At 57.4% G+C, this 21,387-nt stretch carries 25 protein-coding genes; 9 read left to right on the top strand and 16 right to left on the bottom strand.

Features of this window, described 5'->3' with window-relative positions; translation table 11 throughout:
- Positions 1 to 11: 11 nt before the first annotated feature.
- Positions 12 to 1,175: a peptidoglycan DD-metalloendopeptidase family protein gene (locus tag ACR0DL_RS06050; RefSeq protein WP_480688085.1), complete on the top strand. Its 1,164-nt coding sequence runs from the start codon at positions 12 to 14 to the stop codon at positions 1,173 to 1,175.
- A gap of 41 nt (positions 1,176 to 1,216) precedes the next feature.
- Here ACR0DL_RS06050 and ACR0DL_RS06045 read toward each other — a convergent pair whose 3' ends face one another.
- On the bottom strand, positions 1,217 to 1,888 hold the full coding sequence (locus ACR0DL_RS06045) for a helix-turn-helix transcriptional regulator (protein WP_480646898.1): 672 nt from the start codon (positions 1,886 to 1,888) through the stop codon (positions 1,217 to 1,219).
- 21 nt (positions 1,889 to 1,909) lie between these two features.
- Positions 1,910 to 2,215 carry a hypothetical protein gene (locus tag ACR0DL_RS06040; protein ID WP_480688083.1) on the bottom strand — a complete coding sequence of 102 codons (306 nt, stop codon included), beginning with the start codon at positions 2,213 to 2,215 and terminating at the stop codon, positions 1,910 to 1,912.
- Positions 2,216 to 2,434: 219 nt separating this feature from the next.
- On the opposite strand from ACR0DL_RS06040, the gene ACR0DL_RS06035 reads away from it, so the two are divergent.
- From ACR0DL_RS06035 to ACR0DL_RS06020, 4 genes are all read left to right on the top strand, one after another.
- A complete protein-coding gene (locus ACR0DL_RS06035) occupies positions 2,435 to 2,650 on the top strand; it encodes a twin-arginine translocase TatA/TatE family subunit (protein WP_170348913.1) in 216 nt (71 codons plus the stop codon).
- A 6-nt stretch (positions 2,651 to 2,656) separates the two neighbouring features.
- Positions 2,657 to 3,115, top strand: a complete 459-nt coding sequence (gene tatB / locus ACR0DL_RS06030; RefSeq protein WP_170348912.1) for a Sec-independent protein translocase protein TatB — start codon at positions 2,657 to 2,659, stop codon at positions 3,113 to 3,115.
- Positions 3,112 to 4,029, top strand: coding sequence for a twin-arginine translocase subunit TatC (gene tatC, locus ACR0DL_RS06025; RefSeq protein WP_480688081.1), 918 nt, complete (start codon positions 3,112 to 3,114; stop codon positions 4,027 to 4,029). Before tatB ends, tatC begins: the two co-directional genes overlap by 4 nt.
- Positions 4,030 to 4,147: 118 nt before the next feature.
- Entirely contained in the window at positions 4,148 to 4,990 is an 843-nt protein-coding gene (locus ACR0DL_RS06020) for an ATP-binding protein (protein WP_480688079.1), read from the top strand.
- A gap of 61 nt (positions 4,991 to 5,051) precedes the next feature.
- On the opposite strand, the gene ACR0DL_RS06015 is transcribed toward ACR0DL_RS06020, so the two are convergent.
- The 11 genes from ACR0DL_RS06015 to alr form a co-directional block, all read right to left on the bottom strand.
- On the bottom strand, positions 5,052 to 5,696 hold the full coding sequence (locus ACR0DL_RS06015) for an SDR family NAD(P)-dependent oxidoreductase (protein WP_480688077.1): 645 nt from the start codon (positions 5,694 to 5,696) through the stop codon (positions 5,052 to 5,054).
- A gap of 41 nt (positions 5,697 to 5,737) precedes the next feature.
- Positions 5,738 to 5,986, bottom strand: a complete 249-nt coding sequence (locus ACR0DL_RS06010) for a hypothetical protein (protein WP_170348908.1) — start codon at positions 5,984 to 5,986, stop codon at positions 5,738 to 5,740.
- A gap of 266 nt (positions 5,987 to 6,252) precedes the next feature.
- Positions 6,253 to 7,776 carry an amidophosphoribosyltransferase gene (gene purF, locus ACR0DL_RS06005; RefSeq protein WP_170348907.1) on the bottom strand — a complete coding sequence of 508 codons (1,524 nt, stop codon included), beginning with the start codon at positions 7,774 to 7,776 and terminating at the stop codon, positions 6,253 to 6,255.
- A gap of 630 nt (positions 7,777 to 8,406) precedes the next feature.
- Positions 8,407 to 9,012, bottom strand: a complete 606-nt coding sequence (locus ACR0DL_RS06000; protein WP_480688075.1) for a CvpA family protein — start codon at positions 9,010 to 9,012, stop codon at positions 8,407 to 8,409.
- Positions 9,013 to 9,054: 42 nt separating this feature from the next.
- Positions 9,055 to 10,416 carry a DNA repair protein RadA gene (gene radA, locus ACR0DL_RS05995; protein WP_480688073.1) on the bottom strand — a complete coding sequence of 454 codons (1,362 nt, stop codon included), beginning with the start codon at positions 10,414 to 10,416 and terminating at the stop codon, positions 9,055 to 9,057.
- A gap of 121 nt (positions 10,417 to 10,537) precedes the next feature.
- Positions 10,538 to 11,140, bottom strand: coding sequence for a DNA repair protein (locus ACR0DL_RS05990; protein WP_254440496.1), 603 nt, complete (start codon positions 11,138 to 11,140; stop codon positions 10,538 to 10,540).
- 329 nt (positions 11,141 to 11,469) lie between these two features.
- The gene (locus ACR0DL_RS05985) at positions 11,470 to 11,922 is read right to left on the bottom strand and encodes a paraquat-inducible protein A (protein WP_480688071.1); all 453 of its coding nucleotides are present in this window, start codon (positions 11,920 to 11,922) and stop codon (positions 11,470 to 11,472) included.
- Positions 11,919 to 12,377 carry a hypothetical protein gene (locus ACR0DL_RS05980; protein WP_480688069.1) on the bottom strand — a complete coding sequence of 153 codons (459 nt, stop codon included), beginning with the start codon at positions 12,375 to 12,377 and terminating at the stop codon, positions 11,919 to 11,921. Before ACR0DL_RS05980 ends, ACR0DL_RS05985 begins: the two co-directional genes overlap by 4 nt.
- Complete coding sequence (locus tag ACR0DL_RS05975) at positions 12,374 to 13,120, bottom strand: ABC transporter ATP-binding protein (protein ID WP_170358754.1); 747 nt, start codon at positions 13,118 to 13,120, stop codon at positions 12,374 to 12,376. Before ACR0DL_RS05975 ends, ACR0DL_RS05980 begins: the two co-directional genes overlap by 4 nt.
- Positions 13,117 to 13,899 carry an MlaE family ABC transporter permease gene (locus ACR0DL_RS05970; protein WP_170348900.1) on the bottom strand — a complete coding sequence of 261 codons (783 nt, stop codon included), beginning with the start codon at positions 13,897 to 13,899 and terminating at the stop codon, positions 13,117 to 13,119. The genes ACR0DL_RS05975 and ACR0DL_RS05970 overlap by 4 nt, the downstream gene beginning before the upstream one ends.
- Positions 13,896 to 14,930 (bottom strand): alanine racemase, encoded by a 1,035-nt coding sequence (gene alr / locus ACR0DL_RS05965; protein ID WP_480688066.1) that lies wholly within the window; start codon positions 14,928 to 14,930, stop codon positions 13,896 to 13,898. The genes ACR0DL_RS05970 and alr overlap by 4 nt, the downstream gene beginning before the upstream one ends.
- A gap of 214 nt (positions 14,931 to 15,144) precedes the next feature.
- Between alr and ACR0DL_RS05960 the strand changes: the two genes are divergently transcribed.
- Positions 15,145 to 15,684 (top strand): GNAT family N-acetyltransferase, encoded by a 540-nt coding sequence (locus ACR0DL_RS05960; RefSeq protein ID WP_254438704.1) that lies wholly within the window; start codon positions 15,145 to 15,147, stop codon positions 15,682 to 15,684.
- 1 nt (position 15,685) lies between these two features.
- Here ACR0DL_RS05960 and ACR0DL_RS05955 read toward each other — a convergent pair whose 3' ends face one another.
- The 3 genes from ACR0DL_RS05955 to ACR0DL_RS05945 all read right to left on the bottom strand — a co-directional run bounded on the left by ACR0DL_RS05955 (position 15,686) and on the right by ACR0DL_RS05945 (position 19,404).
- Positions 15,686 to 17,176: a replicative DNA helicase gene (locus ACR0DL_RS05955; RefSeq protein ID WP_170348898.1), complete on the bottom strand. Its 1,491-nt coding sequence runs from the start codon at positions 17,174 to 17,176 to the stop codon at positions 15,686 to 15,688.
- Positions 17,177 to 17,399: 223 nt separating this feature from the next.
- Positions 17,400 to 18,080, bottom strand: coding sequence for an orotate phosphoribosyltransferase (locus ACR0DL_RS05950; RefSeq protein WP_170348897.1), 681 nt, complete (start codon positions 18,078 to 18,080; stop codon positions 17,400 to 17,402).
- A 142-nt stretch (positions 18,081 to 18,222) separates the two neighbouring features.
- Entirely contained in the window at positions 18,223 to 19,404 is a 1,182-nt protein-coding gene (locus ACR0DL_RS05945) for an ammonium transporter (protein ID WP_170348896.1), read from the bottom strand.
- Positions 19,405 to 19,744: 340 nt separating this feature from the next.
- On the opposite strand from ACR0DL_RS05945, the gene ACR0DL_RS05940 reads away from it, so the two are divergent.
- The 3 genes from ACR0DL_RS05940 to ACR0DL_RS05930 all read left to right on the top strand — a co-directional run bounded on the left by ACR0DL_RS05940 (position 19,745) and on the right by ACR0DL_RS05930 (position 21,382).
- Positions 19,745 to 19,870 (top strand): hypothetical protein, encoded by a 126-nt coding sequence (locus tag ACR0DL_RS05940; RefSeq protein ID WP_480688064.1) that lies wholly within the window; start codon positions 19,745 to 19,747, stop codon positions 19,868 to 19,870.
- Positions 19,871 to 20,152, top strand: coding sequence for an SET domain-containing protein (locus ACR0DL_RS05935; RefSeq protein WP_480688062.1), 282 nt, complete (start codon positions 19,871 to 19,873; stop codon positions 20,150 to 20,152). It begins immediately after the preceding gene.
- A gap of 360 nt (positions 20,153 to 20,512) precedes the next feature.
- Complete coding sequence (locus ACR0DL_RS05930) at positions 20,513 to 21,382, top strand: hypothetical protein (RefSeq protein ID WP_480688060.1); 870 nt, start codon at positions 20,513 to 20,515, stop codon at positions 21,380 to 21,382.
- Positions 21,383 to 21,387: the final 5 nt, after the last annotated feature.

The raw sequence follows: 21,387 nt of genomic DNA, 5'->3' as shown, positions 1-21,387 counted from the left end.
AGGACAGTACAATGAGAGCAGTTTCCAAATCAGCGATGCTCCGCTGCGTGACAGGTGTGGCGGCTTTGGCGATTCTGGCAGGGTGCGAAGGCCCGCTGGACTACGATCTGCGCGGGCAGGTCGGCGGATTTTCGACCGCAGATGCCGCGCGCGGGGTGACCGCGAACCGGCCAGCACCGGATGCGCGCGGGGTCATCACCTATCCGAACTATCAGGTGGCCGTTGCGCAACGCGGCGATACGGTCGCCTCGGTTGCTGCCCGCGTCGGTTTGCCCGAGGGAGAGTTGGCCGTGTTCAACGGTCTCAAGCCGACGGACAAATTGCGCGACGGCGAGGTTATCGCCCTGCCGCGCACGGTCAGTTCGACCAGTTCAGTGGATATCGCCTCGATTGCCGGAACCGCGATTGATGAGGCGTCGGCAGATGGCTCGGTACGGACATCGACGTTGGCGCCCGCCCAACCTGCGGCCGCGCCTGCACCGGCCCCTGTGGCATCGGGGCCCGAGCCGATCCGTCACCAGGTCAAACGCGGCGAGACAGCTTATACCATTGCACGGCTTTACGACGTGCCAGTGGATGCGCTGGCCGAATGGAACGGTTTGGGGTCGGACTTTACCGTGCGGGAGGATCAGTTCCTGTTAATCCCGATCAAGAACCAGCCTGCTCCAAGACAAGCGGCTGTGCCCGCCAGCAATGTGACACAACCCGGCCAGGGCTCGCCCACGCCGACACCGCCAAGTGCCACGCAACCGTTGCCGGACGAGGTGATCGCTCCGGCCACACCTGCGCCCGACGTGACGGCCGAGGCTCCGACAAACCAAAGTAATTCTGCCTTGGGATTGCCAGTTACCGGGACGATCATTCGTACCTATGACAAGGGCAAGAATGAAGGGATCGACATCGCCGGACAGTCGGGAGCTGCGGTAAAGGCAGCCGAAGCCGGGACAGTTGCGGCGATCACCGCAGATGCGGATCAAGTGCCGATTATAGTGGTTAAACACAACAGCGACCTGCTGACCGTCTATGCAAACGTTGACAAGATCACGGTAAAAAAGGGCGACCGCGTGCGCCGAGGCGAACAGATTGCATCCTTGCGTGGCGGCGACAATTCCTATGTCCATTTCGAGGTGCGCAAAGGGTTCGAATCCGTCGATCCGGAACCTTATCTGAAGTGATTGGAATGGCCCATTTCGGGCCATATACCTGACAGCCGGGTTTAGGCGTGCGGGTCGAAATCGCTCAGTGATTTGCCGGGCTCGTCAGCGAAGATTTCCGGTAGGGGTGAGACAGCTTCGATCAGGTCGATGCGGAACACGCGGAACCCTTCGCGCAACTCACACCATGCGGTAAGGGTCCAGACGCGGCCCCAGTACTCCATATGAAGAGGGCGAATGGTGCGGTCTGTCAGAACGCCGTCGATTCGGCGATAGGACAGGTGCAGTTTCTGCCGGGTTTTGATCGCGGACCGAATCGGAGCCATATGCGCCAGCCCCCGCGCAGCGTCGGCAAACGGGTAGACGGCGAATTTCCACGTGTCCGCCTCGGCCACGACCTGGGTGGGCAGTACAGCGTCAATCTTGTCGGCCAGGGTTTCTGCGGCGGCCTTCAGATCGGGGTCTGCGGCCTCGGCCACGATGGCCATGCCGAGGTTCAGCGCTTCAAGCTCGGCCGGGGTCAGGTTCAGCGGGGGCAGGGTGATTTGCTCGCGGACCATATAGCCTACGCCACGCTCACCCTCTACCGGAACACCCGAGGCCACCAGCGTGTCCATATCGCGGTAGATAGTACGAACCGACACTTCGAGCCGGTCCGCAATATCCTGCGCGCGGTGCAGTTTGCCGTCGCGCAGGATCTGAATGATGTCGAACAGACGATCAGAGCGGCGCATGGCACGCCGCCCGGACCGCGTTTATGCGGTCATGTTCCATAGCACATTCTCGTGGCGCATCTGGACGCTGTCGGGTTGGATCGCGGCCATCAAGGCCGGGGCAAAGGTTTGCTGCGGGAATTGCGCCGCTGCGTCCTTGGCGGCCTTCATATCCGTCCAGATTACATAGTCGGTCCAGCGGCCATCTTCACCCTGGCTTAGCTGACGGTGGGCAAAACCCGGGGCGTTGCGAACGAACGCCTCGGACGCCTGGCTGAGGTTGACGAACTCTTCCGGTGTTGTCCCGTTGGCGAGGGTGAAGGTGACGATTTCAGCAACATGGGTCATTTGATTCTCCGTTGACCAGGTTTCGATGCCCTGTTCCTAATGTCCTTCAACTGACATAAACCTGTCAGTTGTGAAATGCCAGCCTGCAAAAATTGCGTGATCGGATCAATTTTGAGCGCGGAATTGATCTGGCGCACTTTTGCGCAGGGCCATGCAGGCGTAGACACAGACCCAGATCACATTCCCGGCGCAACGCGTCGACGTACAAGGAGAAGAGACATGCTCAACAATATCGGCCTTCCCGGTCTGCTACTGATCGCCGTTGTGGTGCTGGTGCTGTTTGGCCGCGGTAAAATCAGCTCGTTGATGGGTGAAGTGGGCAAGGGCATCACCTCGTTCAAGAAGGGCGTCAAAGAAGGCGCGGACGAGCTGGAGCAGGACGCTGCCGAAGTGGCCAAGGACGTCACGCCCGAGACCGACAAAGACAAGGCCTAAGCGCAGATGTTTGATCTGGGTTGGACCGAGCTTCTGGTCATTGGCATTGTTGCCCTGATCGTTGTGGGGCCAAAGGACCTGCCGGTTCTGTTTCGCAATGTTGGCCGCTGGGTTGGCAAGGCCCGTGGTATGGCGCGCGAATTCAGCAGCGCCATGAACGAGGCCGCGGATCAGGCAGGTGTGAACGAGATCAAAAAGGGTCTGAACGCGGCCGCCAATCCCGTCAGCACCGCCATGGACAGCGTTAACGAGGCGGCGCGGGACGTTGCCAAAAGCATCGATCCCACCAAGTTCGACCCCGACAGCGAAACCGGTAAGCTGGCCGCAGAACGGGCTGAACAAGCCAAGAAGATTCAGGCCTCAACTGCCCGTGCTGCAGCTGAGCGCAAGGCCAAGGAAGCCGCCGATGCGCTAGCCAAAGCCGAAGAGGCCGAAGCCGCGTTGAAGACTGAAAGCAAGACATGACAAACACCGACGAGATCGAGGACAGCTCGGCCCCATTGATCGAGCATCTGGCAGAACTGCGCACGCGACTGATCCGGTCGGTGATTGCATTCATCGTCGGCATTGTCGTGGCCTTCACAGTTGCCGAGCCGATCTTGCAGTTTCTGGTGCAACCGATCGAGGCGACCTTGCGGGAATTGGGCGATCCGTCCCCGACGCTTCAATACACGTCGCCGCAGGAATACTTGTTCACGCTGTTCCGAATCTCGATGGTTTTCGGGTTCGCATTGGCATTTCCGGTTATTTCCTACCAGCTGTGGCGGTTTGTGGCTCCGGGGCTTTACAGGTCCGAAAAAGGTGCGTTTCTGCCATTTCTCATCGCGTCCCCCTTTATGTTTCTGTTGGGGGCAGCATTTGCGCAATTCGTGGTTACGCCGCTGGCAATGCAGTTCTTTCTAGGATTTGCTGACGTCAGTTCGATTTTTGCGAACCTGCTTTCGGCAACCACGGGTGACGTCCCGGACGAGATTGTGGTTGTTCCTGAAACCACCGAAGGCGTGAAGATCACCTTCTTTGGGAAGGTCAACGAGTCTCTGGATATTACACTCAAGTTCATCCTAGCCTTTGGCCTGTGTTTCCAGCTGCCGGTTCTGCTGACCCTGATGGGTAAGGCGGGGTTGGTCAGCGCAGAAGGATTGGGCAGTGTTCGCAAATACGCAATGGTCGGTATTCTGGTGCTTGCCGCGCTGGTGACACCGCCTGATGTGATTACGCAGGTTATTCTGTTTGTGGTGGTCTACGGCCTGTATGAGATTTCGATCTTCCTAGTCGCCCGGGTCGAAAAAAAGCGCGAAGAGCAACTGCGTGCCGACGGCTACTATGACGACGAAGAAGAAGCCGACGAAGAGATCGTGCGGGAAGAAGACAGCAAGTAACCCCGCTGAAAACCATGAAACAGGCGCGCTCAATCGGCGCGCCTTTTTCGTGCCTGGCCCTTGTTGCGCCGCTTCGAACATGGTTTGAACCGCGCAAGACATGACGCCGGAGGCCCCAATGGACGACCAAGCCCTGAACCGTATCGCCGACGCCCTGGAACGGATGGCACCAGCCCCTTTGGACGCGCCCGATTTCGCGGCTGCCCCGGCATTTGTCTGGCATGTTGAACCGGATCGGCTGGAGCCCGTCACGCAGGTCAACCGCGTCGATCTGGATTTGCTGGTGGGCATCAACCGGTCCCGCGATACTCTGCTGGACAATACGCGCCGATTTGCTGCCGGCTTCAAAGCAAACAACGCGTTGCTTTGGGGCGCGCGGGGGATGGGAAAATCCAGCCTCGTCAAAGCTGTTCACGGGACGCTGCAGATGGATTTCCCAGATCTTAAGCTGGTTGAACTCCTGCGCGAGGATATGGGCTCAGTCGCCCGCCTTCTGAATCACCTGCGTGCCGCACCGCACCGGTTCATTCTGTTCTGCGATGACTTATCGTTTAGTCATGACGACCAGCACTATAAATCGCTCAAGGCAGTGCTGGACGGGGGTATCGAAGGGCGCCCGGAAAACGTCGTATTCTACGCCACCTCGAACCGCCGCCACCTGATGCCGCGCGATATGATCGAGAATGAACGCTCCAGCGCGATCAATCCGTCTGAGGCGGTCGAGGAAAAGGTTTCACTGTCTGATCGGTTCGGCCTGTGGTTGGGCTTCCACCCTTGTGATCAGGACGAATACCTAGCGATGATCGACCGCTATTGCGGGGCTTATGGCGTGTCGATTGACGCCGAAACCCTGCGTGCCGAAGCCATCGAATGGCAGGCAACGCGGGGCGCGCGGTCAGGCCGCGTGGCTTGGCAATTCTTCGTCGATCTGGCCGGGCGCAACGGCGTGCACATCGCCTAACCCGCCCGCTTCATCTTTTTCCAAATACTCACGCCGGAGGCATGGCCAAAAGGGCCATTCCTTACAGCAAAGACAAAATCCGAGCGGCTTCGTCTGCCGTGCTGGTCAACGCATCGCGATCCTCACCGGGATGGAATCGCGCACGTACGGCGGTTGGCATCGGGGCAGGTTCGACAATTGAAACCCGCGGGCCGGTGCGTTTGGTCTCTTGTGCCCAGCCACGTGCCAGCGCCATCTGCGCCGCCTTGGTTGCACCGTAGATGCCGTAAAACTTCTGACCGGCTTTCGGATCGTCAAAGAACACGGCATGGCCGGTTTCACCCAACAGGGGGGCAATATAGGGGATCAGAACTGACGTCGCCGTGGCGTTGGTATTTACGGCCTTAGTCCACTCTTTCGGGTCGATGAAATGCGTGGGTGTCAGGGCCGAGGTGTGAACGGCCGTGTGCAGCCACAAATCCACCTTGCTCCAGCGATCATGGATGCCCCGGCACAACGTCGCCATGGCGTTGGGGTCGGCGATATCCATCGGTGCCAGGGTTGCGGCACCGCCTTTGGCCCGAATGCGGTCATCCAGTTCTTCCAGCCCGCCGGTGGTGCGGGCAACGGCGACAATGTGATATTCGGGTGCCAGTGCCTCGGCCAGGGCAGCGCCCAACCCACGAGAGGCCCCGGTGACGAGGGCAATTTTGGTCTGATCGGTCATGACAGGGGTTTGAACCCCCGCACGCAGGGCGTCAAGACAGATTAACTGCCGGGTATGACGATCCGCTTGGTCTGGCCGCTTTGTCGCAGCATTACGCCGTCGGCATCAATTGCAACGATGGTGCCCGAAGACACGCGGCTGCCCAGCTTGACCTCTTTCACACGTCCCGAAGACATACGCATAAGGGCCCGCATGTCCGATTTCGGGCCAAAGACCCCCAGAACAGACAAAGAGCTTTTTTTCAGCGCGCCTTTTTGCGTGGCCGCGCTTTTGACAGTGGCGTTTGACATGTATTCCGGCCTGACCACAGCGGCCCGACCCCTTGATTGAGTGGTTGGCAACCTGCGGGCTACCAAACCGGATCAGAAAGGAAAAGCCCGGTTGGTCGAGCACTTTCTAAGGGGATTTTGCATTGCGGCGAAGCCCTTGCGATTGCAATTTCTTCACCGATGGGTTGTGGCGGAAATCTACCGATGCGGCCTGCCAGGCAGACAGAAAAAGGCCCGCATCACATCGGTGAAACGGGCCAAAAAGCAAGGTCGATTCGGATCCTATCCTATCCCGAGGCCAGCTTCGCGCTGTTCCACGAGCCGCCCGGAACCTGCATATCTGCGCGTTTCTTGCTGACCCGATTGCTGTTTTCGAGACTGTCCAGATAGTCATCGCTGACGCTGCCGGTGATGTAATTGCCGTCGAAACAGGAACAGTCAAAGGCTTCGATCTCGGGGTTGCCTTCTTTGGCCGCCCAGATCAGGTCGTCGAGATCCTGATAGAACAGGGCATCTGCGCCGACTTCCTGACGGATTTCTTCGATATCTTTGCCATTGGCGATCAGTTCATGCTTGGTGGGCATGTCGATGCCATAGACGTTGGGGAATTTTACCGGCGGTGAGGCGCTGGCGATGTACACTTTTTTAGCCCCGGCTTCGCGGCACATCTGCACGATCTTCTTGATTGTATTGCCGCGCACAATGGAATCGTCGATCAGCAGAACGTTGTGATCGCGGAACTCCAACGGAACGGCGTTCAGCTTGCGGCGCACCGATTTCTGGCGCTCTTCCTGGCCGGGCATGATGAAGGTTCGCCCGACATAGCGGTTTTTGACCAGACCTTCGCGGTATGGAATGCCGGTGGCCTTAGCGACCTCAAGCGCCACGGGGCGGGCGCTGTCGGGCACGGGGATGATGCGGTCGATCTCAAGCCCTGCGGCTTGGATCTGGCGGGCCAGCGTCTGACCCATGCGCATCTGGGTTTTGTAAACCGAAACGCCATCCAGCAGCGAATCCGGGCGGGCCAGGTAGACATATTCAAAGATACACGGGGTCAGTTGACCTTCGACCGCCTGGAAGGTGTGCATGTTTCCATCCAGATCAATCAGTATGGCCTCACCGGGGTTAAGGTCGCGCAGCTTTTCAAAGCCGTTGATGCCAAAGGCCACATCCTCTGAGGCAAAGGCGTAATCGTCGCCGTCGCCGTCCACATCGCGCTTGGCGACGGAAAGAGGACGGATGCCATAAGGATCGCGGAACGCCAGCATGCCGACACCGGCAACCAGACAGATTACCGAATAGGCGCCTTGGATTCGCTCCATCGTCATCTTCACACCGGCAAAGATGTTGCGGATCGGTTCGCCGTTGCCGTTGACCTTGATCGCATCGGCAACCTTGTCGGCCAGCACGTTCAGCAGGATTTCGGAATCCGACGTGGTGCGCAGGTGGCGGCTGTATTTGGCGGTCACCTTCTCACGCTGTTCGGCGGTGTTGGTGATGTTGCCATTATGAACCAGATAGATGCCATAGGGCGCGTTCACAAAGAACGGCTGCGCCTCGGACGCGCTGAGCGATCCTGCGGTCGGGTACCGCACATGACCCATGCCGATCTTACCCAGAAGGGTCTCGGCGTCTTGTGCGTTGAACACGTCCTTGACCAGACCATTTGCCTTCTTTTCACGGAAGAAGCCGTCGTTATAAGTGACGATCCCCGAGGCATCCTGACCCCGGTGCTGAAGCATCAGCAGCCCGTCATAGATTTCCGCAAAGACATCATGTGTCCTGCTTGCGATCCCTAAAATCCCACACATGTACGGGCTCCAATTTCCATGACGTTTTGACTAGCGGTGATGATCTGAACGTCTGCATGGGTATGCCAGTGCGCCTTGTTTCCATCCCGGCTGATGATGCAAACGCGCCAATGTCACGAGGGCAAGCGCGAGAGAAAACAGGTACAGCAAGATCGGTGGCTCCGATTCCATGTCAGTTCGGCCTCCACATAATGCCTAATGCGCCCTGTGTCATCAAAGGATCACATTCACCAATCGTCGCAGGTGCGTTTTATGAAAGGTGACTGGAATAGGTGACATATAGGCATGCTTGTGCTGTCATGGTGCAAGTAGCGGTTTTTTACCTAGTGTATGAGTTTCGATAGGACGTTAGCCATGTGGGAACACAAGCAAGGAAGAAAAAAAGAAGACCCAGTAAAACGCCGGTGCCATCGCTGCCGTGGCATGGGCCGGTCGCCTTGTCCGATTTGCAATGGCTCTGGCGAGGTGATCAAAAGCCGCGATATCCACGGCAAACCCATAATGGGCCGCTGCGAGGGGTGCTTTGGCCTGAAGAACACCCGATGCACGGTTTGCGGTGGAGAAGGTTTTTTAACTGAATACGTCTGAAAGGCAGCCAAGAAAAAAGCCCGGTCAATGCCGGGCTTTTTCTTATTCAGTTGCGGTCGGTGCCGTGGTTTCCGATGCCTCTGGCGCCTCGGTGCCGGCGCCACAGCTTGCCACCAGCTCTTCATATTGTTGGGTGACCCAACCCAGCCATTGCTCGGGGTTTTGTTCTTCGATGCGGTCGCTGAATTGTTCGAACACTTTGGCGGAACGGCTTTCGTCGACTATCGTATAAGATTGACCGGTCATGACCGTGTCATAGACAAAGAAGGCGATAGCCACCAACAGGATGCCGCGCGCGATGCCAAAGAATAAGCCAAGCGCCTGATCTAACCCGCCAATGGCCGAGCGTTGCACGATCGATGAAAACAGCGGAGTAAAGATGCTGACCACGATCAGAGCGATCGCAAACACGGCGGCAAAGCCGGTGATCACCGACAATTCGCAGCTGTCGCGCAGGAAATCTCCGACGACCGGGATCTCTTTCACCAGCGGAACGGCCTGGGGTGCAAAAATAAAGGCCAGTACGGCGGCTGCGACCCAGCCAGCGATGGCCAAAACCTCACGTAAAAATCCGCGTGAATAGGCCAGCAGGCCTGACACGACGATGATCAGGGCAACCACCCCGTCGATAATTGTAAAACCTTCCATGGCCCTCGCCTGTACTTTTTTTCAGCCCCTCAAGGCGTTACCTTAACCTGCTCCGAAGGTTTCGCCAACAAACCCCACCAAATCAGAGGGTCGGGTGAGTGTCAGACCTGCCACAGTACCGGTTTTGCCGCCCGCCGGAGCGATTGCCGATGTGAAACCAAGTTTTTGGGCTTCTTTCAACCTGTTTTCTGTCTGTGGGGCCGGTCTAAGTGCCCCGGATAACGAGATTTCTCCAAAAATCACCGTATCAGCGGGCAGAGCTGTGTCTTCTCGGGCACTCAGCAATGCGGCCGCCACGGCAAGGTCGGCGGCCGGTTCGCTGATTTTCATCCCTCCGGCGACGTTCAGGTAAACGTCCAACCCGGCAAAGGGGATGCCACAGCGTGCTTCAAGAACGGCAAGGATCATGGCCAGCCGTCCGCTGTCCCATCCCACGACGGTGCGGCGAGGTTGAGAGTGGGGCGAAGGGGCGACCAAGGCCTGCAACTCAACCAACACAGGCCGGGTGCCTTCGATACCAGCAAAGACCGCCGAGCCGGGGCTGGGTGTACCGCGTTCTGACAGGAACAGGGCGGAAGGGTTTGTGACCTGTGCCAGCCCTTTACCGGTCATCTCGAACACGCCGATTTCGTCTGCGGGGCCAAACCGGTTCTTGACGGCGCGCAGGATGCGGAACTGATGGCCGCGTTCGCCTTCGAAGTAAAGGACCGTATCGACCATATGTTCCACCACGCGGGGACCTGCAATTTGACCTTCCTTGGTAACATGGCCGACCATGACGATTGACACGCCGTGTCGTTTCGCAAAAGTGGTCAATTCATGCGCGGCGGCGCGGACTTGTGACACCGAACCAGGCGCGCTGTCGACGTTGTCAGCCCACATCGTCTGGATCGAGTCGATGATGGCGAGGCCGGGTTTTTCGGCCTCTAGTGTTGTCAGGATATTGCGCAGGTTGGTTTCGGCGGCCAATTGCACCGGGGCATCTTCTAGCCCTAAACGACGCGCGCGCATGCGAACCTGCGCGCTGGCTTCCTCACCTGAGATATAGATCGTTTTCACGCCCGCACGGGAAAAGCGCGCCGCGGCCTGCAGCAGAAGGGTGGATTTGCCGATACCGGGGTCGCCGCCCACCAGCAGGGCTGAGGCGGGAACAAGGCCACCGCCAAGCACGCGGTCCAGTTCCTCAACCCCGCAAAGCGTACGAGGCGGGGGTGTTTCTTCGGTCGACAGATCGGTAAGTGCGACGGACTGGCCGCGTTTGCCGCCCAAGGATTTCTTGGCGGGACCCGCCGAAAGGGGTACGTCCTGCGAAATGGTGTTCCACTCGCCGCATGCGTCACAACGCCCGGACCAGCGCGAATGCGACGCGCCACAGGCCGAGCAGGAGAAAGTCGTTTTTGCCATGCGGCCTTGGTGCCCGAGGATCGGCGGTTCTTCAAGCCCTTGCAGGGCATTCATCTCCACCGGTGGGGTGCCGCGTCCTCAGGCCCGATAGGCCATCGTCCGCAGCAAAGGCGCCAAGCGCCTATTCCGCCGCGCGGGGCGGGGACATGGCGACCACGCTTGAGGCTTTGGTCGAGCTGTCCTTGGGAGGTGTTTGCAACTGAGCCGACAGTTCGGGTAACAGCTCAAACAGCTCATCCCGCAGGCGGGCCAGTTGTGACTTGGCGATGGTTTCTTCCATTTCGACATCGCGCGTCCATTGGCGCAATTCGTTCTGGATCACCTGGGCTTCTTCGAGACGCTTCTGGAACAGCTCAATCTCTTCCTGACGTTGTTGTAGGAAGGTTCGGGCGCGATTGATCCGCACGTCGCCATATGTTTCGGCCAGATCGTGGCTGATCTGGCTCATCTGTGCGGCCAGTTCCAGGATTTCGGGCTCGAGTGTCTGTAGGTCAGGGTGCTGGCGCAGAAAGGCCATACGTTCTTTGACCGCGTCAAACTCGGACGACATCATGAACAGGCCGCCACGGTCCGCTGCGTGGGCCATTTGATAGGCGTCTGATATGTCGTGCATGTTCAGGGCAAATTTGCGGTGATTGTTTTCCAATGCCATCATTCGGGCATTCGCTGGCAGATAGAATGCCAGCATGAGAATCAGAACGGTCAGACCGATCTGGATAAACATCCCGGCGTCTTGCACTGGCCCACCGCCGAAACCGGCTTGCATGGATAACCAGGGCAATACGCCTAAGGCAGACAATAATGTGGCTGAAACGGCAAGCAGGGCTGCCGCGCAAATGAGGAAAAAAGTCAGTCTTAAAAAGGCATTCTGAAATTGCAATGTAATGTTATGGAGGGCAGTCATGTTCGACGAACTCCTTCTAGAACCGGTACACACCAGGCCCAAGCGGAGAGCATCCAAAACACACAGATTGATCCGCTACGGACCCGAAAACTACAAATTGTCACTGCTCGAAATACTAAGATGATACTCAGATGAGTGTTTTCAATCAATTAGCTATGAGGATTTCGTGATCTGCGTGTCATTTCGGTAATGTGGCCCAACGCGAGCGAGGCCAGAATGCAGGCCGTGAACAGGTAAAGTCCCCATGCAGTTTCGATGGTCGCGTAGGAAATTCCCTTGGCCAGCGTGATGTAAAGCGCGATTAGAAAAATGTCGGCCATGGCCAGTTTGCCGAGGATGTTCAGCGCGGGTTGGACGCGGGCATCAAGCAGGTCCCACTGTATCAGGGCGGTGCCGATGGTTTTGATGTAAGGCGCGACGAGAGCGAAGATGGTGACGATCAGCGCCAGAAAGACGTCCGATTTCCACAGCGATTGCACGCCGGTGATGACGCTGATTTCGCTGAGGCCGAAGATCGGAAGTAGCCCCGCACGCATAAGAGGGGCGAACCACGCGATTGGGTAGAGGATCAAAAGGGAGAGGGTGGCGAGGCGGAGTATCATGGTAAAATGCGGGGAAGTAAGAAAAGCAAACCTATTGCGATACTAGAAAAGTCAAACTCCCGCATACTTCCAGACCAACGTTTTTGGAAATTCCTTCGGACGTTGAAACCTAGGAGAATGAATAGTACCCCGACACCCATATCCAACAATGGGTCGTCGAGCTTATTCATCAGAAACGACATAACGAAAGCAACGACCGCCAAGACAACGAGCCCCAGACCAGTCTGAAACGGAGACGTTTCCATTGCCGCTTCGAAGTACTTTTCTTCAGCGCCCCAGCCAAACTTTTGCCTTCTGAACGCGGCGATGGCGTCTGTGTAGTTTTCACCGGAGTCAGAGGTTTGTTTGAAACCGGGAATAAGGCCGGACAATATAATGCCAAGACCAAACAAATAGGAAAAACCAATCTGTTTAATGAAAGTCGCCAGGTCGCCAAATGTCGTAACTTCGATCACCGCACTGCCTCAATCGGCCCCTCTGCACTCCCACTGATGAACTGCTCTACATAAGGATCACCCGACGCATCCATCTGACTCACTGGGCCGGTCCACTGGATGACGCCTCCGTGCAGCATGGCCACGTTGTCGGCAATCGCGCGGACGGAGCTCATGTCGTGGGTGATGGTCATCGCGGTGGCGCCCATCTCGGTAACGATCTCGCGGATCAGATCATTGATGACGCCGGACATAATCGGGTCGAGGCCGGTGGTGGGCTCGTCGAAAAAAATGATCTCGGGCTCGGCGGCGATGGCGCGGGCGAGGCCCACGCGTTTCTGCATCCCGCCTGACAACTCGGACGGAAACCGGTCGGCCACGTCGGATTTCAGACCCACCCGGCGCAGTTTTTCGATTGCGATTTCGCGGGCGTATTCTGGCGGGCGTTTCAACGGCCCGCGCAGCAGGCGGAAGGACACGTTTTGCCAGACGGGCAGCGAGTCAAACAAAGCCGCGCCCTGAAAGAGCATCCCGAACCGGGCCAGAAACTTATCCCTATCGCCCTTGGTGGCGTCTTTGCCATCTACATAGATCATGCCGCTGTCAGGCTTGATCAGGCCAAGGATGCATTTCAGCGCCACCGACTTCCCGGTGCCCGAACCGCCGATGATGACCATCGAGGTACCCTTGGGGATCTCAAGGTCCATGCCCTGCAAAACCCGATTGTCCCCAAAGGCCTTTTGTACGTTCTCCATCCGGATCATAGCGAGAAGAACACCCCTGTCAGAATGAAGTTGGTGGCCAGAATCATGATAGCAGCAGATTCGACCGAGGATTTGGTGGCGCGGCCCACACCCTGCGCACCGCGGCCCGAGTTCATGCCGTAAAAGCAGCCCATGACCGCCGCGATCAGGCCGAAGGCTGCGCCCTTGGCCAGCGACGACATGATGTCATGGGCCTCAAGGAAATTGACTGTGTTCAGCAGGTAGGTCGCCGGATTGAAACCCAAATTTTGGGTCGCAACGACATAACCGCCCGCGATGCCAATGATATCTCCGATCCCGACCAGTAGCGGCACGGTAATCAGCGCGGCCAGAACGCGCGGGGCCGTCAGGTATTTCATCGGATGAGTGGACAGGGTGACCAGCGCGTCGATCTGCTCGGTCACTTTCATGGTGGCGATCTCGGCTGCGATGGACGAGGTCACGCGGGCGGCGATCATCAGGCCCACCAGCACGGGGCCCAGTTCGCGCACCATACCGATGGCAACGATCTGCGGCACCACGGCCTCGGCGTTGAAGCGAGCGCCGCCAGCGTAGATCTGCAGCGCCAGCGCGCCACCAGTGAAAATGGCGGTCAGGCCGACGACAGGCAGGGACAGCCAGCCGATGTTCATCAGCGCGACGATAAATTCGCGCGGGTAGTAGGGCGGACGAAAAATGTGCGAGATCGCATCAATCGTAAACAGCGCGACTTTGCCAAAGGTGGCAAACAGCGCCAGGACCGCGCGGCCCAACCCACCCAGCAGAGAAAGAGGATTCATTCCACGTAACCCCGTGAATAACGCGCGCCAAGCGAAGTGAGGATTTCATACCCGATGGTGCCTGCGGCCTCGGCCAGGTCATCGACTGTCTGGTGACCGTTCAGGATGCGCAGGCGTTCTGGGTCTTCGGGCAGGTCAGTGACGTCAATGGTGACAAGGTCCATCGATATGCGACCGACCACAGGGCAGGGTTGGTCCCCGGCAAATGCGTCGATACCGCCGCCAATGGCACGGTGCAGCCCGTCCGCATACCCTGCGGCCACGGTTGCGATTCGCGATGGGCGTCGGGCAACCCAGCTACCGCCATAACCGACGGTTTCACCAACTTCGACCGCGCGCACCTGAATGACGGGCAGATCGACGGTTACGACGGGCTTGGCGTCGGCAAATGGCATGCCGCCATAAAGACCAACGCCCGGACGGCAGAAATCAAAGTGGAATTCCGAGCCCATCAGCGTGCCCGCCGTTGCCGCAAGCGACCGTGGTGCGGTCACACCGTCGGTCATATCGCGGAAGGTCTTTAGCTGTTGACGGTTCATCGGGTGGTCGGGCTCATCCGAGCAAGCCAAATGCGATATGATCAACTGTGGGTTCTGGCTTTCCATCTCAGATCTCAGCGCGGCCCAATCGGCGGGTTCAAGGCCCAGACGGTTCATTCCACTGTCCAGTTGAACTCCGAATGGGTGACTCGGCATGGCCTGTTGCAGGCGTTTGAACTGTTCCGGAGAGTTGATCAAAGGAATCAAGTTGTCAGCAAAGTGCAGCCCGTTGTCACCTTCCATGAACCCTGAGAAGACAAAAATCTGGGGTTCGGGGCCAACGGCTTTGCGCACGGCGGCGCCTTCTTCTGCGGCGGCGACAAAGAACTTGCGAACGCCTTCTTCGGCCAGGGTCGCAGACACCGGTCCGGCACCAAGGCCGTAGGCGTCAGCTTTGACCACGGCGCCGGTCTCGACATCCGTTTTTGCATTGAGCGCCCGCCAGTTGCTGGCGAGCGCCTGAAGATTGATCGTTAAACGTGCGGTACTCATGGTGCTGTTCATGACATTGGATTGCGACAGGTCAAGGGGGTAGGCGGCAATTCTTGTGCATATCGCGGTGTTCCTACGCAGCTTCTGGCCGGTATCGCAAGATCATGGCTAAAAAAGGCTCGGACAAGGGCAGCCGAACTCTCGTCATTGTGTCCGACCTGTGATCAACTCGGCGCATGAAACGGGACCGTTGATCCACCTGAAAGGGGCCGTAATGCTGAACCTGACCGCCGACTACCGGGCCCGGGCTGCCGAACTGCCCGGCTTGTTTCTGGACGTCTTCACCGCCTCAGAGGGCGAAGGAGAGGGGCGTGCGGTTGCTGCTTTGGTGGATGACCTGCTGCTTTCAACACCCGATGGAGATCTTTTGGGCGTTTTGGCTTTGGACGACCGCAATCTGGCAGGTTGCATCCTATTCTCGCGGCTCAGCTATGATCAGGACCCGCGCCAGGTCTTTCTGATGTCACCGGTGGCCGTGCGCGCCGACAGGCAAAAGTCGGGCATTGGTCAGAAACTGATCGGCTTTGGATTGGAACAACTACGCCATAACGGGGTTGATTTTGCAGTGACTTACGGTGATCCGGCATATTATTGCAAAACCGGGTTTCAACCGATCGCACAAACATTCGCACAACCGCCCATGCCGCTGAGCATGCCACATGGTTGGCTTGGACAATCCTTGAATGGCGACGATGCGCCGCTTATGGGCCCGTCCCGCTGTGTCAGCGCATTCAATAAGCCTGAGATGTGGTAGGTCAGTAGCCTTCGATTTGGCCGTCCTGTTGCCAGGGTTTGACCAAGTTACCGAACCGGGTGAACTGAGCCTCGAACGACAGCTCGACCGTGCCGATGGGACCGTGACGCTGTTTGCCGACGATAACTTCGGCTTTGGCGTGCAGGCGCTCCATGGCCTGTTTCCACTCTTCCATCTTTTCCAGCTCGTGATCGCCGGGTTTTTCGCGTTCCTTATAATATTCCTCGCGGAACACGAACATCACCACGTCGGCATCCTGTTCGATCGATCCCGATTCCCGCAGGTCAGACAATTGCGGGCGCTTGTCGTCGCGGTTTTCGACCTGACGGCTCAGCTGTGACAGGGCGATGACCGGGATATTCAGTTCTTTGGCGATGGCCTTCATGCCCATCGAAATTTCGGCAATCTCGTTAACCCGATTTTCGGCCATGCCACGGCACAGCTGCAGATAGTCGATGACCAGCAGGTCCAGCCCATGCGTCCGCTTCAACCGCCGCGCGCGGGCGGCCAACTGAGAGATCGGCAGGGCCGGGGTGTCGTCGATGAACAAAGGGCAGGCTTCCAGATCCTTGGCCGCGTCGACAAAGCGGCGGAATTCGGATTCCGTCATGTCACCCTGACGAATTTTGTGGCTGGAAATCTCGGAGGCTTCGGCCAGAACCCGGCCCGCCAATTGCTCGGCACTCATCTCAAGCGAGAAGAAACCCACAACGCCACCGTCAATCGCGCCTTCGGTGCCATCCGGCTTGGTGCCGCGCTTGTACGCCTTGGCCACGTTGAACGCCACATTGGTCGCCAACGAGGTTTTCCCCATCGACGGACGACCCGCAAGAATAATCAAGTCGGACGGATGCAGCCCGCCCAACTGTTTGTCCAGGTCGGCCAGACCGGTAGAAATTCCCGCCATGCCACCACCACGTTGATACGCTTCGTTGGTGACGTTGACGGCTTCTGTGACCGCCTTGAGGAAAGATTGGAAACCCTGTTCGGTCTGGCCCTGCTCGGATAACTGATAAAGTTGCTGTTCAGCCTCGACGATCTGTTCTTTGGGCTCGCTGGATACATCCACCCGCGCCGCCTTGTCAGAGATATCCCGACCCAGCCGGATCAACTCGCGGCGAATAGCCAAGTCATAGATCATCTGGGCGTAGTCATGCACAGCAAACGCGCTGATCGAAGCCCCGGCCAGCTTCACCAGATAGGCGGGGCCGCCCAGTTCCTTCAGACCTTCATCTTCGGCCATAAAGGATTTCAGCGTGACGGGCGAGGCCAGCGCATTCTTGGCGATGCGATTGGCCGCAACCTCGTAGATGCGGGCGTGGACCGGATCATAAAAATGCTCGGACCCGATGATCGAGGCCACCCGGTCATAAAGATCGTTGTTGGTCAGGATCGCACCCAGAAGCTGTTGTTCGGCTTCAATGGAATGCGGCATTGTTTCGGCGTTCTGAATCTTCGCCGCTGCCTGCTCGATGCTGCTTATCTCGTTCATTTTGTCCCCGCTGCCCACGGTGTTATTACACGCGACACCGGCGTGTCGGCTATCTGGAAATACTTGTGGGTAACTATGGGTAACGCCTTGGGATAAGTTTTGAAGACGCCATAGTTCCAGAATGGATTTGGTCTATTATGTAGGATATCACGCAGATGTCACTATATATTGTTTCCCCAAAGCCGATTCTCAGACGTTTATCCCCAAGTAATCCACAGCAAGTTTACGTGGATTTATTCGCATCCTGCCACTTGCGCGGGTCGTTCAGGAAGGCCTCAACACCATCAAGTGTTTCTTGGTCAAAGGCTTTCTGCGCTTTGGCCTCTGCCAAAACATCCCACCATGTGCAAAGGTGATGCAGCTTCACGCCATGATCGCCCAGCGTTTTCTCGGTTTCAGGGAAAATGCCATAGTAGAAGATCACGGCTGTGTGTCCGCAGGTTGCGCCGGTTTCACGGATCGCATCCACAAAGGACAGCTTTGAGCCGCCATCGGTCGTCAGGTCCTCGACCAGCAATACACGCTCACCTTCGCTCATGGCGCCTTCGATACGGGCGTTGCGGCCATAGCCTTTGGGCTTTTTGCGCACATAGGTCATCGGCAGAGCCATACGCTCGGCGACCATGGCGGCAAACGGGATGCCGGCTGTCTCACCACCTGCGATGTTATCAAACGCCTCAAAACCCGCATCACGCATTACCGTGACCGTCAGGAAATCCATCAAGGTCGAGCGGATGCGCGGGTACGAGATCAGCTTGCGACAATCGATATAGGTCGGGCTGGGCAGACCCGAGGCCAATGTGAACGGTTCGCGCGAGTTAAAGTGGACGGCCTTGATCTCCAGCAGCATCCGCGCGGTCAGGCGGGCGATTTCGGTGCTATCGGGGAAAGAGCTGGGGATCATGGTGCAACCTCGGGACAAAATGACATTGCGGGCTGATAGCCTGTCCATTGGGCCAGAGTCGAGAGGGCTGAGCCGCAAAAGAAAAGCGGACCCGCAAGAGGTCCGCTTTGCGCCCTTGCGGGCCGCGCAGGCTAAGGTGGGCTTAGCTGCTCATATCATAGGCCCGTTCACCGTGTACCGACAGATCGAGCCCGTTTGTCTCGGTTTCTGCGTCTACGCGAAGCGGGGTGATAAGTGCAACCAGTTTGATCAACACAAAAGTGACAACTGCCGTAAAGGCACCCACAATCACCAGCCCGCCAATCTGGGCAGTCCAAGCGCCCAAACCGAATACGGCGATCATCAGCGTGCCAAAGATGCCGCCCACGCCGTGAACGGCAAAGACGTCCAGCGTGTCGTCGATCTTGGCGATGTTGCGGATGACGTTGACCGCCTCCTGACATAGGACACCTGCGACTGCACCGATGATTAGCGCCTGCACCGGATCGACATAGCCCGAGGCCGGGGTGATCGAGGCCAGACCGGCGATTGTGCCGGTGACCAGCCCCACCATCGAGGCTTTGCCGTATTTGATGCGTTCGTACAGCGCCCATGTCAGTGACGCGGTCGCCGCCGAGATATGCGTGACAGTCATCGCCATCGCCGCACCACCATCAGCGGCCAGTTGCGAGCCGCCATTGAAACCGAACCAGCCGACCCACAACATCGCGGCACCAATCATGACAAAGCCGGGGTTGTGCGGCGGCGTCGTGCGATTGCGGCGTGGTCCAAGTGCAATGGCGATGATCAGTGCAGCCAGACCGGCGGTTTCATGGACAACGATGCCACCCGCAAAGTCGCGGACACCCACCTCACCAAGAATGCCACCATCGGTCAGCATGCCGCCGCCCCAAATCCAATGCACCACGGGCGCGTAGCACAGCAACATCCACAGGGCTGAGAATGTCAGGACAAACCCAAACCCCACACGTTCGACATAGGCCCCAACGATCAGGGCTGGGGTGATGATGGCAAAGGTCATCTGGAAGGCAAAAAACAGGACTTCTGGCAGGGTGCCCGACAGGCTGTCGGCGTCGACACCGTTCAAAAACGCTTTGCCCAGCCCGCCCCAAAGGCCCGACCCACCGTCGCCAAATGCGATGGAATAGCCTGCGACCAGCCACAGGATGCTCATCAAACAGGCGATGCTGAAACAGTGCATGAAGACGCTCAGCACGTTGCGGGCGCGCACTAGGCCGCCGTAGAACAGGGCCAGGCCCGGCAATGTCATGAACAGGACTAGGGCGGTTGCCACTATGATCCAGGCGGTATCGGCTCCATTCATCAGCCGGTCTCCTTTTTTGCGTCTTTTACGTGCGTGGAAGGGGTTGAAGCCGACAGCAGTCGCGGAAAAAAGAGGCAGACGCGGTTTTAGCGCCTGATTAACGGGCTTTTGGCCAAGCGGTGATAAAACAGGCACCTGATGGTGCTGGATGCCCAATAATTAAACAACTTGGGAAAGGTGCGTTGGCGCAGATCTACTGGCGTCATTAGGGAAACCGACGCGTAAGCGGGTGCCAGGCCCGCCAACGTATGACCCATTAGAAAGCGACCTGCGCTAAGGGATCGCTTGTCTTGGTTGAAAGCGGCTTCTAAAGTCGGTTGCGAGGACAGGAGGGGCCGGAATGACGGTGGAGTTGGCAGGACCACGCATCCAGAATTTGGATAAAGTCCTGGAGGGCATCAGTGACATTCACGGCACAGGCTTGTTTGCGCGGTCCGATATCCAAACCGGCGCTGTTCTGGGGTAATTGGACGGCCAAATCGTTGATTATGATCATGACCCCACAGTTCGCGACCTGGAGTGGAACGGGGTTAGCGGAAGCACGGTTCTCTGCCGCCCATTTGCCACCCAATACGCTTTGATTAACCATTCGTTTACTCCCAATCTCTCAATACTCAGAAACGATTGGGCCATTGTGGCCTGTAAGCATATTCGTGAAGGAGAAGAATTGACGCTTGATTACCTCGAGCATGGCGTGCCCGAAACCTATCTAAATTCTTCACACGGAAATTACCTGCGTAACAATTGAAAATATGTTCACTCATCATCTTATTCATGCAGTACATCTGGAAACCGAGACCCGTATCCGGCTGTCCTCTGTCATTCGAGAAATTGTCCCTTAAGACCAGTGCTTTGCGGTAAAGCGGCCGAGGAGATCTCGGAGAAAGGGCTTAACGCAAACCATACTGATGAATTACACGCATTCTCTGGCAACGCCTTCACAAAAAGTCTGACTGAACTGCGTCGCAATGCCTGCCTTGAGTGGGATCTGTCGGATCTGGTGACATCCCCGGAGCCCCATTGCGACGCGTTGTATTTCAAACTTCTGCTGATGGTTTCTGGTGATATGTGTCTGGTCTATGGCGCGAGTTTTTCGGATCTTGCGCACATGCCCGAAAACCCGCGGCCTTACTACCGCGACCACACGCTTCCCGAAGTTACAGAACTGGTCGACGCACTGGTTTCCGTTTTGCAGCTTCGCGTTGGATCGCGGCTTGAGGCTGATCTGGACACATCCATTCAAGTCGTCCTTGGTGGGGTGGACACGGCACCATTCCATGAACGCCTTTCGAAGTTGTTCGAAGAGGAAGAGCTGGTATTGGAAGATTGCGAGATTTCGGCGGCAGAAAATGCGGATTGGACCATATACGGAGGCTGGAGTTATTCCGCCATCGTTCGCAAAGAACTGGCCGAGGAATTCTATTTCGTTGCGCTGATGTTCAGGTTGCAGCTGGACTGGATCAAAGCGCGCCGTATTCGCAACAAGATCGTCAATACTGCGGATGAGCGCGCCGAATCCTATCACGGAAGCAAAATTGGCGAACTCAATATCGCCCTGAATGAGTTGATCTTTTTCCTACAGGTGGCCCGCCAAAGGCGGGCTGATTACCGGGCGAACGTGAAGCCCTGGCTTGCCCGGTGTTACGATTCGACCAACACGCGCTGGCAAATCGAAGATAACTTTGACAGCCTTTACAAAGCGGCTAGTGATTTTCGGAATTATGTCGGTTTTATCAGCGACGAAAAATCCAAGCTGCAACTCGAGATACAGTCAAAACTGCTGTACTTCATCGCTGGTCTGGACACATTGGCGATATCCTCTTTTGCCATGACCTTGCTGTCTTTTCGGCGCGGTGACAGCCCTGTGTTGCCCAGCTGGATTCACCAATATGGCCCAAAGCTGCTGTTGTGTCTTGTGGCGTCGAATGTCGTTCTTTTGCTGGTGATTTTCGTGCTGGGCTTCATTCGAAAAAGATAAGCAGT

The organism is Ruegeria sp. BB5 (genome assembly GCF_056539405.1).
This window is presented reverse-complemented; position numbering and strand designations above follow the sequence as displayed.